This is a genomic window from Tenacibaculum insulae, from assembly GCF_964512435.1.
In the GTDB taxonomy this organism is placed as follows: domain Bacteria; phylum Bacteroidota; class Bacteroidia; order Flavobacteriales; family Flavobacteriaceae; genus Polaribacter; species Polaribacter insulae_A.
On record NZ_OZ208512.1, the window covers coordinates 2,187,048 to 2,204,548 of the forward strand.

Genomic DNA, 17,501 nt, shown 5'->3' on the forward strand with positions numbered 1-17,501 from the left:
AAATATACAAAAAAATGAATTATTGATTTAAAAAAGCAATGCTTTGTACTACATTTAATCCGGCAGTTTCGGTACGAAGTCTATTTTTACCTAATGAAATTGGGCTAAAATTGGCTTTTAAAGATTTTTCGATTTCTTTTGATGAAAAATCACCTTCAGGACCTATTAAAATAAGTTGTTTTCCTTTTTTTGTAGCAACATTTTGTAAGAATTTCTTTTCTGTATTTTCTTCACAATGTGCTATAAAAGTTTCTTCGGTAAAATCTTGTTGTATAAAATCTGAAAATTTTATAGAATCATTAAGTTTTGGCAGTGTAAACTGTAATGATTGCTTCATGGCAGATTGTACTATTTTAGATAATCGTTCTATTTTAATTACTTTCCTTTCAGAGTTATCGCAAATAATTGGAGTTATTTCATCAATACCAATTTCGGTAGCTTTTTCTAAAAACCATTCTAAACGATCATTGTTTTTAGTTGGGGCAATGGCTACGTGTAAATAATAATTTCGATTATTTGGTTTTTCTTCTTTTTTAACAACGTTTGCAAGGCATTTTTTATCATTGGCAATTAATATTTCAACAAAAAATAAAAAACCTTTACCATTGGTAATGTACAATGTATCGCCTTCTTTTTTTCGTAAAACACGAACAATATGCCTGCTTTCTTCTTTATCGAAAGTTATTTGTTGGGTTTCGGTAGTAATATTGGGGTTAAAAAATAACTGCATTATAAATCGAGTTTATAAGTTCTTCTTCTTTTATGTGTAGTTGGGTTAAAATCTTTCCATATTTTATGAATGGCATGATTGTCTTCCAACTCAGGAGTTCGAATACAATTTTCGATTCCTTTTACAGAAAAAGTATTACAATATTGTTTAAAAATAATAGCAAAAACGCCTTTGTTTTGATATTCTGGATCTACACCTATTAAATAAAAAGTAACATCTTTTGAGTTTTTCCTTGCGTTTAACAAATGAAAAAGACCAAACGGAAAAAGTTTCCCTTTTGCTTTTTGTAAAGCTTTAGAAAAAGAAGGCATTACAATTGCAAAGGCAACAAGTTTGTCATTTTTATCAACTACAAATTTGATGTATTCAGGATTGATAAAGCTGATGTATTTTTCTTTAAAGTGTTTTATTTGAGCATCAGAAATAGGAACAAAAGTTGAAAGTTTTGAGTAAGATTTGCTAAACAATTCAAACATTTCATCAACATAAGGCATTATTTTTTTTGTAGAAGTAAAATCTAATGGTTTTAATCCATATCGCCTTTGAATTATGTTACTTGCTTTTCCGTATTTTACAGCATCTACATTTTTAAAAAGAAATTTATTTTCTAAATATTCTTTCTCTTTTTTATAACCTAGTTGCTCTAAATGTTTATAGTAATAAGGGTGGTTGTACCAGGTAATCATAGTACCAATATGGTCAAAACCATCAACAAGTACACCTGTTTTATCTAAGTTATTAAATCCTACAGGTCCTTCAATATATTCTAAATTATTTTTACGACCTATTTCTTTAACTTTATCAAGCAAAGCTTCGGTTACTTTTACATCATCAATTACATCAAACCAACCAAAACGTATTTTTTTAATGTTTTGTTTTTCTACTTCGTAGGTGTTGATAATTGCAATAACTCTTCCTACAATTTTTTTATTTTTTAAAGCGATAAAAAATTGTGCTTTGGCATGTTCAAAAACAGGGTTTTTGTTTTTGTCAAAAACAGCTATTTCGTCGCTAATTATTGGAGGAACCCAATATTTATTGTTTTTATAAAGAGAAAAAGGAAATTTAACAAATTGTTTTATTTCCTTTTTTGATGTTATTTCTTTAATTGTAATCATACAGCAAATGTAAGATTTTTAATTGTCCTTCTTCTTTTCTTTTTCCTCTTCCTTTTTTAAATCTTCTTCTAGTTTTTTTATTTCTTTTTCGAGTTTTAAACGTTCTTCTTCTTTACGCTTAGCTTCTTTTTCTTGCTCTTTCTTTATGTCTTTCTCAAGTTTTAAACGTTCTTTTTCCTTACGTTTAGCTTCTTTTTCTTCTTCTTTCTTGATGTTTTTTTCAAGTTTTAAACGCTCTTTTTCTTTGTTTTTAGCGTCTTTTTCAGCTTTCTTTTTTGCTTTTTTGGCAGCTTTCTTTTCAGCTTTTGTTGTTTTTTTCTTTTCTTTTTTATCTTCTTTTATAATAACGTCAACTAATGATTTTGGGCGTTCCCTTCTTGGTTTTTCAATGGTTATTTTTTCTTCTTTTTCACCATCTTTTACAGTAACAGTATGTTTATCTTTCTTTTTAAAGACACCTGTTATCTTATCGAACAAACGACCAAAAAAGCCTTTATTTTCGGTGTATTTAGTTATTTTTTGCTCTTCAATTTTATTACCAAATTCATCAACTTCAAGAAAATCGTCTTGATGCCTGTTTAATCTATAAGAAACACCAATACCTGTGTAAACACCTACTTCTTTTTGTTGTAAAGTACCTCTAAGCGTTGCGTTAAATTGTAAGTTTTCGCTAAATAAATAAGCAGCACCCACACCAATGTTGCTTTTCTTTTCATATTTTTCAAAAGTTCCTTGTAACTCAGCAAAACCAGACCAATAATCATTAAAATTATAAGTACCAGTTAAAATATATGAAAATTCAGAAAAATCACTACCAATATAATCGTAATATAAATTGGTGATTACATGTAGTTTGTCAGAAATTTCATTTTGAAGTAAAACACCAACTTTAGTAGTTATGCCTCCTTTTTCGTGATAATCGGTTAAAATACTACCAAAATTTACACCAGCATATACACCAACATGCGGTATCCATCTTTTATAATCAAAAGAATGTCTTGCGCGCCAACTTCTTATTTCTTCTTTTTTGTTATCGTATTTTGGAGTGTAAACTAAATATTTGGCACCTAACGAAAATTTACTTAATCCTGTTTTAGTGTTTGATGATTCAAAAACGTTTTTAAAGGCAATTTTATCGTTCTGAAAAGTTGTATTTGCATTGAATTCTAATTTTTCAGAAAAAAAACTAGTTCTAAATAAAAGATTTAAACCTAAAGCTTGTGGGTTGCTAAAAGTAGGAGTTGCACCAGATTTTCTAAAAAACAAACTACTTTCAAACTGATATATACCAGAGCCAACACTATAAGGGCTTTCAGAAAAACCTGGGCGATTTGAGTTTATAACCGTTGTGTATTGGGCATTTACAACCAAAGTTGAGCATAAAGCAATAAACAAAAAAAGTTTTTTAATCATGTTATAAAATCAATTTATACAATTACTACAAACATACACAAAATACAAATTACTATATAATATAAGTTTTGTAAAGTCTTAACGCTTCCTTTTGCTTCAAATTGTTATTTTTGATTAATTTTTTATTAAAAGTTAAGATGATACATATAAATGAAGCTGGACCTATGAATTTTTTAAGAACCCTATTAATAATTGGATTAATTTATTACGTGCTTAAATTTCTGATAAAACTATTTGCACCTTATTTATTAAAAAAAGCGGTAGATAAAGTTCAAAAGAAAGCCGAACAACAATACAACAATCAACAAAAAGAAGCTACAGTTGAAGAAGGAAAAACCGTAGTTGATAAAAAACCACAAGACACAAAACAAAGCAATAATACGGTAGGAGAGTATGTTGATTTTGAAGAAATAGACTAACTATGAATTATAAGAAAATTATACCATATGCAATTACAGTTGTTGTTTTTGCAATCATATCGTTATTGTATTTTAATCCAGTTTTAAGCGGTAAACAAATAAAACAAAGCGATATTATTCAGTTTATAGGAATGTCGAAACAAGTTAAAGACTATAGGGCTGTAAACGGAGCGGAACCTTATTGGCTAGGAAATGCCTTTAGTGGTATGCCAGCATATCAGGTAAGTGCGTATTATCCGAATGATTTTGTGCGATATATTGACAAAGCAATTCGTTTTTTACCAAGACCAGCAGATTATTTATTTTTATATTTCTTCGGATTTTTCTTGTTGCTAACCGCTTTAAAAGTAGATTGGAAACTTGCCATTTTAGGAAGTTTATCCTTTGGGTTTTCAACTTATTTAATCATTATTTTTGGTGCAGGTCATAATGCAAAAGCCCATGCAATTGGTTATATGCCTATGGTAATTGCTGGAGTTTTATATGTTTTTAGAAAAAAATACCTAGTCGGCTTTGTAATTACTGCCTTGGCAATGGCTTTAGAAGTATATTCAAATCACCCGCAAATGACCTATTATTTAGGTTTTTGTTTGTTGATATTGGCAATTGTAGAGTTTTTAGAAGCTTTAAAAACCAAAACGTTACCCGTTTTTGCTAAACAAGCGATTGTTTTAGTGGCAGCAATGTGCATTGGTTTGGGCGTAAATTCCACCCGATTATTATCGATGAAAGAATATGGTGATTTTAGTACACGAGGAAAATCAGAATTAACTATTAATCCTGATGGATCACCAAAAGAAAAATCAACAGGATTAGATAAAGCATATATTACCGAATATAGTTACGGAGTTGCAGAAACCTTTAATTTAATAATTCCGCGTTTTATGGGTGGCGGAACGGTTGAGAAATTAGGCGAAGATTCTAACTTTTATCAAGTTTTAGAACAAAACGCAGGTAAAAGTGTCGCTAAAGATTATTCGAGCCAAGTTTTAACGTATTGGGGAACACAACCAATTGTTGAAGCACCTGCATATATTGGAGCTATTTTATGTTTCTTATTCTTTTTAGGAGTTTTTTTAGTGAAAGGACGTTTAAGAAACTGGTTAGTTGCAGCAACTATTTTTTCGATAATGTTAAGTTGGGGGAAAAATTTATCAGTATTAACAAACTTTTTTATTGATTATGTGCCATTATATAACAAATTTAGAGCGGTTTCATCTATTCAAGTAATTGCCGAATTATGTGTGCCTTTATTAGGAATTATCGCATTAAAAGAGTTTTTCTCATCTAAAAATTCATCCGAAGTAAAAGAAGCTGCGTTAAAAAAGGCTTTTTATGTTTTAGGCGGAATTACATTATTGTTTGCCATTTTCGGGTCGAGTTTATTTGCTTTTGAAGGATTACGAGATGCACAATATCAACAATTACCAGAATTGATTGATGCGTTAATTTCAGACAGAAAAACAATGCAGTTTAACGATAGTATTCGTTCATTTTTATTAGTTTTAGGTACTGCTGCATTATTGTGGCTTTATCTAAAAGGAAAACTAAAAGAAGTGCCGGTTTTAATTGCTTTAGGAAGTTTAATTCTTTTCGACTTAGTTTCTGTTGATATAAATTACGTAAATAAAGAAGATTTTACTTCTAAAAGAAAGGTTTTTAAACCGTTTACAGCAACCAAAGCTGACAAAGAAATATTAGCAGATAAAAGTTATTATCGTGTTGCAAATTTTGGAGGAAATCCGATGCAAGATGGTAGAACCTCTTATTTTCATAATTCAATAGGTGGTTATCATGCGGCAAAAATGAAACGTTATCAAGAATTATTTGATTATCAAATTGCAAAAAACAACATGGAAGTTTTAAACATGTTAAATGTAAAATACGTTCTTGTTGGTGAAGATAAGTTTCAAGAAAATACCGATGTTAATGGAAATTCTTGGTTTGTTAATCGCTTAAAAATTGTGGATTCTGCCAATAAAGAAATTATAGCTTTAGATAGTTTAAATACTAAAAAAGAAGCTGTTTTAAACTTAAAAGAGTATAAAAATTCGGTAAACACATTTGTAAATGATTCAACAGCAACCATTTCTTTAATAAAAAATAATATTACGGATATAGTTTATAAAACAAATACACAAGAAAATCAGTTTGCGGTATTTTCAGAAATTTATTATAAAGATGGATGGAATGCTTATATAGACGGACAAAAAACACCTCACTATCGTGTAAATTATGTGCTTAGAGGTATGGAAATACCAAAAGGTACACATGAAATTATTTTTAAATACGAACCAAAAGTTATACAAACAGGAAATGCAATTACGTTGTTTTCGTATGCTTTGTTATTGTTAATTCCGATAGGTTGGTTTGTGGTTAAAAAGAAAAAAATAAATAATTAAGCGTAAAAATATCATTTAATGAATACATATTACCCTCAAAAAAGGTATCAACATACTATTGAATTTTTACAAAAAGTATTACCTGCACCAGCTACAGTTTTAGATTTAGGAACCCGAAATAGGTTTACAGAAATTATGGAAACTCATGGATATACAGTGATAAATACACAAGGTGAAGATTTAGATTTTGTTACTGATATTGTAAAAGAACATAAAGTTGATGCCGTTACATCGTTTGAAATTTTCGAACACATGTTAGCACCTTTAAATATTTTAAAAGCAATTAAAAGTACCAAGTTAATTACAACGGTACCTTTAAATTTATGGTTTGCAAAAGCCTACAGAAGTAAAACTGATGTTTGGGATAGGCATTATCATGAGTTTGAAGATTGGCAATTTGATTGGTTGTTAGAAAAATCGGACTGGAATATTGTTGAATCAGAAAAATGGACAAGTCCTGTTAATAAAATAGGTTTTAGACCCATTTTAAGGAAATTTACACCGAGATATTATGCGGTTTACGCAGAAAGAAAGTAATTGCTGATGAAAATAGGAATGATATTGGATAAGGTTTTTCCGCCAGATCCTCGTGTAGAAAATGAAGCAATTGAGTTGATAAAAGAAGGGCACGAAGTGTTTTTATTTTGTTTAACTTATGGAGGAAAACAGCAGGAAGATACAATTAACCAAATTAAGGTTAAGCGATATCAATCTAATAAATTAGAGTATAAATTATCCGCTTTAGCGTATACCGTTCCTTTTTATTCATTATTGATGAAAAAGAAGATTGCTGATTTTTTGTTTAAAAATAAAATTGAAGCAATCCATATTCATGATATCCGAATTGCTGAAGCAGTATTTTTAGCAAGCAAAAAAGCAAAATTGCCGGTGGTTTTAGATTTGCACGATAACATGCCAGAGGTGATGAAGTTTTATCCGCATTTGCAAAAATTTCCTGGAAAGTATATCATTTCTCCTAAAAAATGGAAACAAAAAGAAGAGGCTTTTATTAAAAAGGCCGATAAAGTAATTACCGTTTCGCAAGAATTTGTAAACGAGTTAGTTGATAGAACTAAAATAGCTGAAAATAAAGTAGTATTAGTGCCCAATACCATTCGGAAATCGTTTTATAATTCGTTTAAATTGAACGGCGGAATTATAGAAAAATATAAAGATAATTTCGTGATTCTTTATTTAGGTGATACCCATGTGCGTAGAGGTTTGTTAACAGCAATAAGAGCTGTTGCAAATTTAAAAGCGCAAATACCCAACGTTAAATTGGTTATTGTTGGTAAAAACACCACAGATTATATTTTAAAAGCAGAAGTTGATAAATTAAATATTCACGAATTTGTTGATTTTGAGGGCTGGCAAAATGTTTCGTTATTTCCATCATACATAAAAGCAAGTAGTATTTGTATTTCGCCTTTGCGACGTAATATTCAACACGATGTTGCTTATGCGAATAAATTATTTCAGTACATGAGTTTGGGTAAACCGTTATTAGTAAGTAATGCGATTGCTCAGAAAAACTTAATTGAAAAAATAAACGGAGGTTTGGTACATGAGGCACAAAATGTTAAAGATTTTGAAGCTAAAGTTTTAGAGTTGTGTAAAAATTCAACTTTAAGAGAAGAGTTGGGGCAAAACGGGGAGCGTTTTGTTAAAAATGAATTTACTTGGGATAAAACATCCAAAGGATTAATCGATTTATATAATAACCTATAATTTGAAAGTATTAATTATTACATATTATTGGGTTCCGGCGGGTGGTTCTGGCGTTCAACGTTGGTTAAAATTTGTAAAATATTTACAAGATTTTAATATTGAACCTGTTGTGTATACGGTTGAAGATGCAAATTATCCAATTATTGATACATCTTTAAAAAGTGACGTTCCTGAAGGTATAGAAGTACTTAAAAAAACAATTTGGGAACCGAATGATTTGTTGTCAATCTTTAAAAAGAAAGAAACAAAAACAAGTGCAGGATTTTTAAATCCGAATCCGACTTTTTTCGGAAAAATATTACAATATGTTAGAGCTAATTATTTTATTCCTGATGCCCGAAAATATTGGGTAAAACCATCTGTAAAATACTTAGGAAAATATTTATCAGATAATAAAATTGATGCAATTATTACTACTGGACCACCACATAGTTTGCATTTAATAGGTTTGCATTTAAAGAAAAAAACAAACATAAAATGGATTGCCGATTTTCGCGATCCGTGGACGGATATTGATTATTTTCATCAATTGCCATTAACTAAAAAAGCAATAAAAAAACATCATCAATTAGAAAAAGAAGTATTAAAAAATGCTGATGCTAGTTTAGTGGTTGGTAAAACAATGAAAGCTAATTATAAGGCGTTTTCTAAAAATATTCATGTGGTAACCAATGGGTATGATGCTACTGAAAACGAAAAGCATCAACCTAATTTAGATACTAAATTTTCTATAACTCATATTGGTTTGATGAATGCCGACCGAAATCCGAAAGTTTTATGGAAAGCACTAGCTGAATTATCCGAAGAAAATGAAACGTTTAAAAACGATTTAGAAATAAAATTAATAGGAAAACTGTCTGATGATGTTGAAGCAGATTTAGCAAAATATCAATTTAAAAATTTAGTAAAAATAAATTATGTTCCGCATAAGGAGGTGCAAAAATATCAACGAAATTCGCAAGTGTTGTTGTTAGCTGTAAATAAAGTGCCAAGTGCAAAAGGGATAATAACAGGTAAAATTTTCGAATATTTGCAAGCAAAACGTCCTATCTTAGCAATTGGCCCTGAAGATGGAGATTTAGCAGAGATTTTAGAAAAAACAAATTCAGGAATTGTTGTTGATTTTGATGATAAAGAAGCAATTAAAAGCACAATTTTAAGTTTATACAAAAGCTATAAAGAAAATGCGTTGCAAGTATCGTCAAAAAATATCAAACAATATCACCGAAAAGAGTTAACCAAACAATTATCAGTAATACTTAAACAAGTAGTAAATTCTTGAAAAAAATAGTAACCATATTAGGCGCACGACCACAGTTTGTAAAAGGTGCGGTGTTAAGCAGAGTGATAAAAAATCATCAAGAAATTGAAGAGGTAATTGTGCATACAGGTCAGCATTTTGATGCGAATATGAGCGCTGTTTTTTTCGATGAAATGCAAATACCTAAACCAAAGTATAATTTAAATATTAATGGTTTAAGTCACGGTGCAATGACAGGGCAAATGTTGGAAAAAATTGAAGAAGTTTTACTAACAGAAAAACCAGATGCTGTTGTTGTTTATGGTGATACAAATTCTACTGTTGCAGGAGCTTTGGCAGCAAAAAAACTACATATTAAAGTAGTACATATCGAGGCAGGTTTACGTTCGTTTAATATGCAAATGCCCGAAGAAATAAACCGTATTGTAACAGATAGAATTGCAGATTTATTAAGTTGTCCAACTCAGGTTGCTATAAATAATTTACAAAAAGAAGGTTTTGATAATTTAGCTATTAAAATTGAACAGCATGGAGATATAATGAAAGATGCGGTTGAATTTTATGGTGAATTTTCAGCGGATAAATCAACTATTATAAGCGATTTAAAGTTAAAAGAAAATGAATTTGTAGTGGCTACAATTCACCGTCAAGAAAATACGGATGATAAAGAAAAACTAAAAGAAGTTTTTTCGGCTTTAGCAAAAATTCATCAAACAAAACAAGTGGTAATGCCATTACATCCTCGAACTAAAAAGGTGTTAGAAAAGTATGATTTACAGCCTAATATTACTTTTATAAATCCGGTTGGTTATTTTGATATGTTAGAGCTGTTAAAAAAATGTAGTTTAGTAATTACAGATAGTGGAGGATTGCAAAAAGAAGCTTTTTTTAATAAAAAGCATTGTATTATTGCAAGAGAAGAAACCGAATGGACAGAGTTGGTAGAAACTGGATATGCTAAAATTACTGGAACTAATATGGATGAAATAACAAGTTCTTTTCAAGAATTTTTAGCCTCCAAAAAGAGTTTTAAAGAGGAGCTGTATGGCGCTAATGTTGGCGAAAAAATATATCAATCAATAAAAAATATAATTCAATAATAATTTGGGAATTGTACTAAAACAATCGTTAAAAAATACATTCATTATCTATTTAGGTTTTTTAATAGGTGGTGTTAATACTATCTTTTTATATTCAAGGTTTTTAAAAGATGAATATTATGGTTTAGCTACTTATGTATTTGCTGCATCTAATTTATTGTTGCCAATTATAGCATTAGGAATTCATTTTACGATAATCAAGTTTTTTTCATCGTATCAAACAAAACAAGAAAAAGACAAGTTTTTAAGCTCGGTTTTATTTCTTCCTTTATTAATCGCATTGCCTGTTGGATTTTGCTGGGATTTTTTTCATAATTTAATTATGGATTTTGTTTCAAAAAGTAATGTAGAAGGAAATTTAATTATTGAAAGCTACACTATTTATATATATATTATTGCGGTTGCTTGTGCTTATTTTGAAGTTTTTTATTCGTGGGCAAAAGTGCAAATGCAATCTGTTTTAGGTAATTTATTTAAAGAATTATATAACAGAGCGGCAATAATGATTTTGTTGTTTGCAGTGCATTTTGAGTTTATTACCAAACAAGAATTTTTAATATATATGACAGTTGCATATATATTACGAACTATTTTAATGATGCTATATGCTTTTAAGTTGTATTCGCCTAAAATAAGTTTTTCGTTACCAAATAACTATAAAGAAGTTTTACGATACACTTTTTATATTGTTTTAGCAGGTAGTGCTGGTGCAATTGTATTAGATATTGACAAGGTTATGATACCAGGTAAAGATGGTTTTGCAACCGCAGCTTATTACGGTGTTGCTTTGTTTATAGGTAGTTTTATTGAAGCACCAAGTAGAGCTATGGGGCAAATTTTACAGCCATTAACATCAAAATCTATTAATGATGGAGATAATACCGAAACAGTAAGTTTGTATAAAAAAAGCTCTATTAATTTATTGTTAATAGGAGGGTTGTTTTTTGTTTTAGTAAACTGTAATGTAGCAGAATTATTTAAGTTAATGCCAAACAAAAATTATGCAGCAGGTGGTGGTATTGTAGTTTTATTAATATCATCGGCTAAATTATTTTTAATGTCTTTAGGTAATAACGGAGCTATTATTCAGAATTCTAGTTTTTATAAAATAACCATGCCTATTGGTATTGGTATGGCATTTATGGTGTATTACTTAAATATCTTTTTTTATAATGATATTGGAATGGGTACTGAAGGTTTAGCATTAGCAACTTTATTAACAGTTTTACTTTTTAATGCATTTAAGCTTTGGTTTGTTAAAAGGCAATTAAAAATGTTTCCGTTTACGATAAAAACGTTAAAAATGTTAGCTATTATTATAGTATTATTTTTAGTGTTTTATTTTTGGGATTTTTCTACACCTCAATTTTCTATTAGTACTTTTAGAGTAGATCCTATAGTTAATATTATTTTAAAAAGTATTTTAATTGTTCCTGTTTACTTATTTGTGGTAGTTAAATTATCAATTTCTGAGCAGATAAATACTTTGGTAAAAAGGTATATAAAATAAAAAGACTTATCACGTTAGGGGGACAAGTCTTTTGTTGGGGGACGAAATAAATAAATGTTGGGGGTTTATCTCTGTTACAAATATAATACAGATTATTAATTTACTGATTAACATATGTTTATATCTCTTATTGATTTGAAGATATATGTATAAATTAAATTTTATGTCAATTAAAACTCTAAATACATAATATGGTTAGGGTTTGAATGTGTTTCTGATATTTGAAAATCAGTTTCTCCTATTATTTTAAAGCCCGATTTTTTATAAAACTGAATTGCTTTTTTGTTTTCTACCCAAACATTTAACCAAATTCCAACTTGGTTGTTTTCTTTGCATAGCTTTACATTAAAGTCAAAGAGTTTTTTACCCAAACCTAAGCCGTAAAACTCTTCAAGTAAATAGAGTCTACTCATATAAGTAATATTTTTTTGAATTACATTTTTGCAAGTTTTATTAAAAATTATTTTAGAATATCCTGCAACTTTGTTTTGATATTCTAATAAATAATATTCGTTTTCTAAGGTTTCTAACTCTTTTATAAAGTTACTTTCTTTAAAATTATTAGCGATATACGCATTCATATCTTTTGTAGGAGCAGAATGACCGTGAGCTGGCAAAAAAGAGGCAACACTTATTTTTGAAAAAAGTTTTGCTTGTACTGAAGTTGCTTTTGTTATTTTGATGATTTTTTAGTTTTAAGTAGTATTTTGTAGATTTTTTTTATTAAAAAAGTTTATTAAACTTGAATAACAGCATATAAACCAGCATTATTATTGTAGATAGTATGTGAATACCAAAAATAACATAGTTTATAATTTTTACGTACGTTTTATTAGATGCTCCAATAATGGTATATAAGGCAAATATAAAAAAGCATGCTTCTAAACCGAGAACAAGTAGCTCGTAAAAATCAAAATGATGTTGTTCTGTATTCAGGTTATTAATACTCCAAAAAATGAAGATTCCAATTACAGTAACAGCGTTTATATAAGGAGTTATTAAAGTCGTTTTTTGCGTTTTGTATCCAATAAATATGGCTATTAAATGAAAAAATAAAATAATAATTGTGATGGTATTTATAACGGTATCATTCATAATCATTTATTAGAAGTTAAACGAATTTAGTAGATTTTTTATAAAAATCAAATAAAAAGAAGGCTGCCTAAAAATTTTACTTTTTAGACAGCCCTTTTTGTATATTAAAAAGTAAAATATTACTTAATAAGTTCGTAAGAACGCTTAATAAAGTTAGTTAACTCCTTACCATGTAAAAGGTTTTGAGATAATTTGGCTAAATCGAAAGCTTGCGTAATTAAGTCTTTTTTCTTGTCTTCATCAGCATTTAAAATTTCAGAAACTAATGGGTGATTTGTATTTACAACTAAGTTATACATTTCAGGTAAATTACCCATTCCCATCATTCCACCTCCACCACCAGAAGCTTGCATTTCTTTCATACGACGCATAAATTCTGGTACAGTAATTAAGAAAGGAGACGAAGAAGAATCCATTGCTTCTAATTGAACAGTGTATGTTTGCGATGCAATTACACCTTCAATAACTGGTTTTAATGTTTCTTTTTCTTCATCAGTTAATTTAGAAATAACAGCTTCGTCTTTCTTAATTAAATTATCAATAAAATCAGAATCTACACGTACAAACTGAACTTTTGTTTCGCCTGAAGTTTCTAATTTTTGCATTAAATGTGATACAATTGGAGAGTCTAATACAAGAACTTCATACCCTTTCGCAGTTGCTTCTTGGATATAACTGTGCTGAGCTTCTTTGTTAGAGGCATATAAAATTACGTGGTTTCCATCTTTATCAGTTTGATTGTCTTTCGTTTTTTCAACTAATTCATCAAAAGTAAAATAAATATCAGCAACGGTTGGGTATAAAGCAAATTTCTTAGCTTTATCAAAGAATTTATCTTCTGATAACATTCCGTATTCGATAATTACTTTAATGTCGTTCCATTTTTGTTCAAAATCAGCACGATCTTTTTTGTATAAAGAAGCTAGTTTGTCGGCAACCTTTTTAGTAATATAACCAGATATTTTCTTTACAGCTCCGTCTGCTTGTAAGCCTGAACGAGAAACGTTTAAAGGAATGTCTGGCGAATCGATAACACCTTTTAACATTTGTAAAAAGTCAGGTACAATACCCTCTACGTTATCGGTTACAAAAACTTGGTTTTGATATAACTGAATTTTATCTTTTTGCATATCTAAGTTTTGTGATAACTTAGGGAAGAATAAAATACCTGTTAAATTAAATGGGTAATCAACATTTAAATGAATATGAAACAAAGATTCTTCAAATTGCATTGGATACAATTCTCTGTAGAAGTTTGTATAATCTTCATCATTTAAATCTGCAGGAGCTTTTGTCCAAGCAGGGTTTGTATTGTTGATAATATTATCAACTTCAATTTGTTTGTGAGGTTCAGTAGTTTCTTTACCATCCGCATCAGTTGTTGTTTGTGGTGTAAACTCAGGGTCGTTTACTTTCTTAGTTCCAAATTTAATTGGCACTTGATTAAAACGATTGTATTTGTTAAGTAAACCACCAATTTTTGCTTCCTCTAAAAAGTCTAAAGAATCTTCAGCAACATGTAAAATAATTTCTGTACCTCTATCAGATTTATCATGTGCTTCTAAAGTAAATTCAGGCGATCCATCACATGTCCAATGTGCAGCTGGTTCGTCTTTAAAAGATTTTGTGATTAACTCAACTTTATCAGCAACCATAAAAGCAGAATAAAAACCTAAACCAAAGTGCCCAATTACACCGGTTTCGTTTTTACCATCTTCATATTTATTTAAAAACTCTTCAGCTCCAGAAAAGGCAATTTGGTTAATGTATTTTTCTACTTCATCAGCAGTCATACCTAAACCTTGGTCTTTAATGGTTATGGTTTTAGCTTCTTTATTAATACTAATTTCAATTTTAGCATCACCTAATTCGGTTTTTGCTTCACCAATAGCAATTAAGTGTTTTAATTTTGTAGTTGCATCCGTTCCGTTAGATATTAACTCACGTAAAAATATTTCGTGATCAGAATACAAGAATTTTTTAATCAGTGGAAATATATTTTCTACCGATACATTAATACTTCCTTTGCTCATAATTATATATTTTGTTTGATATTATTTTCTAGAAAGTTAAATAGTCAAAAAAAATACCAAAAATAGTTTTGTGACAAGATGACATAAAAAAAACGATAACAGCATTGTTATCGTTTTCTTATAATGCATTTAAAAGTTTAAATGTTTCGTAACATTTCTGTTTTGTTTTTATTTTTCCAAGTGCCTCCTGTAAAGTCAGGTACCTTTACAGAACTACTGTTTTGAGCCACAGATAGTTCTGAAAGCGGAGTAATAGCACTCCATAACACACTGTCATATATATTAATATCTAAAGGTAAACCTTGGTTTAGGCATTTAATTAAACGATAAATCATTACAAAATCCATTCCTCCGTGGCCAACAGAATTATCAGAAATCTGCGATTTTAATGTATTCCAAAGCGGATGGTTGTATTTTTCTCTGTACTCATTATATTTTTCTTTTTCTAACCAATTATGTCCCCACCAAGCTAGTTCATCATCATTAATATATAATTTAGAAGGATAACCTTCATGAACGGCTTTTGTACCCACAACGGTGTTTAAACGATTATAAGGCCTGCCTGTATGTACATCAAATTGTAGCATGATGGTTTTGCCAAGTTTGGTTTTAATCATGGTGGTATTCATATCACCACATTTTATGTTTGAAAACTTATCAACTCCGCTACGTTTGGCAGCATCGCTTAAACTTTTTTCTCGCGAACTCATTGATACTACATGGTCAAAAGTGTCGCCACGACCAATATCCATATACTGACTAATAGGGCCTAAGCCATGGGTAGTGTAAAAGTTACCGTCTTTGTTTAAATGATGTTTAATTCTCCATTGATCTTCATAATATTTTTCGTCTAATAAATGTTTACGTAAATCGTGAATGTAAGCACCTTCAGCATGTGTAAGATCACCAAAAACACCTTGATTTACCATATTTAATACCCATAGTTCTTCATTATTAAAACAACAGTTTTCGAGCATCATACAATGCTTTTGGGTACGTTCGGCAGTTTCAATAAGTTTCCAGCAGTCTTCTATTGTGTATGCTACAGGAACTTCACAGGCAACATGTTTACCTTTTTCCATACCATATAATGCCATTGGTGTGTGCATTTCCCACGGAGTGGCAATGATTAATAGATCAATATCATCTCTATCTACTAATTTTTTCCATTCATCAGGATGCCCGTAATAAGCTTTAACAGTTTTTTGATGCGTTTTTTGTAAGTGTTCGTTTAATTTATCAGTTTTTTCTTTCTTTAAATCAGCAATAGCAACAATTTCAGCATTGTTGTTTTTTACCAACCAGTCAAACATCTGAATTAAAGTTTGCCCGCGATTACCACAGCCAATAAATCCAACTTTAACTTTTTTTATTTTTGATGATGTTAAGCCAAAAGCGGTTCCTTTAGCAGTTTTATTTAATAAAGAGTCAATTTTTTCAGAAGCTTCATCTTTACAAGAAATTGCGGTTGATAAACCTAAAAAGACAGCAGCTTTTGTTGATAGAGAAAGAAAATCTTTTCTATTCATAAATATGTAGATTAATGTTTGTTATTTTATGTTTTATGTCTTTGTAAAGATATTAATTTATTCCTATTTTTACAGGCTGCAAATTAGCAAACAACAAAAAACCAACACAAAATATGTATAATTCAAAGATTACAGGTTTAGGGTATTATGTTCCAGATAACGTAGTAACTAATGATGATTTAAAGGAGTGGATGGATACTTCTGATGAGTGGATTCAAGAACGTACGGGAATTAAAGAACGTCGTTGGATAGATCCAAAAACATCTGATGATACTACAGCTGTAATGGGAGCAAAGGCTGCTAAGATAGCTATTGAACGTGCAGGTTTAACGAAGGATGATATCGATTTTATAGTATTTGCTACTTTAAGTCCTGATATGTATTTTCCTGGAGGTGGAGTACAAGTACAAGAAATGCTAGATATGCCAACTATTGGAGCACTAGATGTGCGTAACCAATGTTCTGGATTTATTTATGCGATGTCTGTTGCCGATCAGTTTATAAAAACCGGAATGTATAAAAATATTTTAGTGATTGGTGCTGAAAATCATTCGGGAGGTTTAGAGCGTTCTACTCGTGGACGAGGAGTTACCGTAATTTTTGGAGATGGAGCAGGAGCAGCAGTGCTTTCTCGTAGTGAAGAAGCAGGTAAAGGTATTTTATCTTCTCATTTACATTCGGAAGGGAAATATGCTAAAAAACTTGTTTTAGAAGGACCATCAACACAACGTTGGGTACCAGAAATTTTAGAAAAGAACGATCCTGAAGATCAATCTTACTTTCCTTATATGGATGGGCAATTTGTATTTAAACATGCCATTACTCGTTTTTCTGAAGCGATAAATGAAGGTTTACAAGCCAATGATTTACAAAAAGATGATATTGATATGTTAATTCCGCATCAAGCAAATTTACGTATCGCTCAGTTTATTCAGAAAAAATTTCAGTTGCCAGACGACAAAGTGTATAACAACATTATGAAGTATGGTAATACCACTGCGGCTTCAGTAATTATAGCACTTACAGAAGCTTGGGAAAAAGGTAAAATTAAAGACAACGATTTAGTTGTGTTAGCTGCTTTTGGTAGTGGTTTTACTTGGGGTTCTGTAATTATTAGATGGTAGTAAACAATATATATAAACAAAAAAACCGAAGCATTTGCT

General features: G+C 30.0%; 14 protein-coding genes. 8 read left to right on the plus strand and 6 right to left on the minus strand.

Annotated features, from left to right (window positions below; genetic code table 11):
- Window positions 1–19: 19 nt before the first annotated feature.
- From ACN5J5_RS10110 to ACN5J5_RS10120, 3 genes are read right to left on the minus strand one after another with little or no spacing between them, the layout of a single operon-like run.
- Complete coding sequence (locus ACN5J5_RS10110) at window positions 20–730, minus strand: 16S rRNA (uracil(1498)-N(3))-methyltransferase (protein ID WP_418644785.1); 711 nt, start codon at window positions 728–730, stop codon at window positions 20–22.
- Window positions 730–1,848 carry a GTP cyclohydrolase gene (locus ACN5J5_RS10115; RefSeq protein WP_418644786.1) on the minus strand — a complete coding sequence of 373 codons (1,119 nt, stop codon included), beginning with the start codon at window positions 1,846–1,848 and terminating at the stop codon, window positions 730–732. The genes ACN5J5_RS10110 and ACN5J5_RS10115 overlap by 1 nt, the downstream gene beginning before the upstream one ends.
- A gap of 18 nt (window positions 1,849–1,866) precedes the next feature.
- On the minus strand, window positions 1,867–3,261 hold the full coding sequence (locus ACN5J5_RS10120; RefSeq protein WP_418644787.1) for a transporter: 1,395 nt from the start codon (window positions 3,259–3,261) through the stop codon (window positions 1,867–1,869).
- A gap of 137 nt (window positions 3,262–3,398) precedes the next feature.
- On the opposite strand from ACN5J5_RS10120, the gene ACN5J5_RS10125 reads away from it, so the two are divergent.
- From ACN5J5_RS10125 to ACN5J5_RS10155, 7 genes are read left to right on the plus strand one after another with little or no spacing between them, the layout of a single operon-like run.
- Window positions 3,399–3,680 carry a DUF4834 family protein gene (locus ACN5J5_RS10125; RefSeq protein ID WP_418644788.1) on the plus strand — a complete coding sequence of 94 codons (282 nt, stop codon included), beginning with the start codon at window positions 3,399–3,401 and terminating at the stop codon, window positions 3,678–3,680.
- Window positions 3,681–3,682: 2 nt separating this feature from the next.
- Window positions 3,683–6,082 (plus strand): YfhO family protein, encoded by a 2,400-nt coding sequence (locus ACN5J5_RS10130; RefSeq protein ID WP_418644789.1) that lies wholly within the window; start codon window positions 3,683–3,685, stop codon window positions 6,080–6,082.
- 18 nt (window positions 6,083–6,100) lie between these two features.
- Window positions 6,101–6,619, plus strand: coding sequence for a methyltransferase domain-containing protein (locus ACN5J5_RS10135; RefSeq protein ID WP_418644790.1), 519 nt, complete (start codon window positions 6,101–6,103; stop codon window positions 6,617–6,619).
- Window positions 6,620–6,625: 6 nt separating this feature from the next.
- Window positions 6,626–7,810: a glycosyltransferase family 4 protein gene (locus ACN5J5_RS10140; RefSeq protein ID WP_418644791.1), complete on the plus strand. Its 1,185-nt coding sequence runs from the start codon at window positions 6,626–6,628 to the stop codon at window positions 7,808–7,810.
- Window position 7,811: 1 nt separating this feature from the next.
- Window positions 7,812–9,092 carry a glycosyltransferase family 4 protein gene (locus ACN5J5_RS10145; protein WP_418644792.1) on the plus strand — a complete coding sequence of 427 codons (1,281 nt, stop codon included), beginning with the start codon at window positions 7,812–7,814 and terminating at the stop codon, window positions 9,090–9,092.
- The gene (wecB, locus tag ACN5J5_RS10150; protein ID WP_418644793.1) at window positions 9,089–10,171 is read left to right on the plus strand and encodes a non-hydrolyzing UDP-N-acetylglucosamine 2-epimerase; all 1,083 of its coding nucleotides are present in this window, start codon (window positions 9,089–9,091) and stop codon (window positions 10,169–10,171) included. The genes ACN5J5_RS10145 and wecB overlap by 4 nt, the downstream gene beginning before the upstream one ends.
- A gap of 4 nt (window positions 10,172–10,175) precedes the next feature.
- Window positions 10,176–11,681, plus strand: a complete 1,506-nt coding sequence (locus ACN5J5_RS10155; protein WP_418644794.1) for a lipopolysaccharide biosynthesis protein — start codon at window positions 10,176–10,178, stop codon at window positions 11,679–11,681.
- Window positions 11,682–11,851: 170 nt separating this feature from the next.
- On the opposite strand, the gene ACN5J5_RS10160 is transcribed toward ACN5J5_RS10155, so the two are convergent.
- From ACN5J5_RS10160 to ACN5J5_RS10170, 3 genes are all read right to left on the minus strand, one after another.
- Window positions 11,852–12,298, minus strand: a complete 447-nt coding sequence (locus tag ACN5J5_RS10160) for a GNAT family N-acetyltransferase (RefSeq protein WP_418644795.1) — start codon at window positions 12,296–12,298, stop codon at window positions 11,852–11,854.
- A 597-nt stretch (window positions 12,299–12,895) separates the two neighbouring features.
- Window positions 12,896–14,809 (minus strand): molecular chaperone HtpG, encoded by a 1,914-nt coding sequence (gene htpG, locus ACN5J5_RS10165; protein ID WP_418644796.1) that lies wholly within the window; start codon window positions 14,807–14,809, stop codon window positions 12,896–12,898.
- A 137-nt stretch (window positions 14,810–14,946) separates the two neighbouring features.
- Entirely contained in the window at window positions 14,947–16,338 is a 1,392-nt protein-coding gene (locus tag ACN5J5_RS10170) for a Gfo/Idh/MocA family protein (RefSeq protein ID WP_418644797.1), read from the minus strand.
- A gap of 113 nt (window positions 16,339–16,451) precedes the next feature.
- Here ACN5J5_RS10170 and ACN5J5_RS10175 point away from each other — a divergent pair, with 113 nt between their 5' ends.
- Complete coding sequence (locus ACN5J5_RS10175) at window positions 16,452–17,462, plus strand: 3-oxoacyl-ACP synthase III family protein (protein WP_418644798.1); 1,011 nt, start codon at window positions 16,452–16,454, stop codon at window positions 17,460–17,462.
- Window positions 17,463–17,501: the final 39 nt, after the last annotated feature.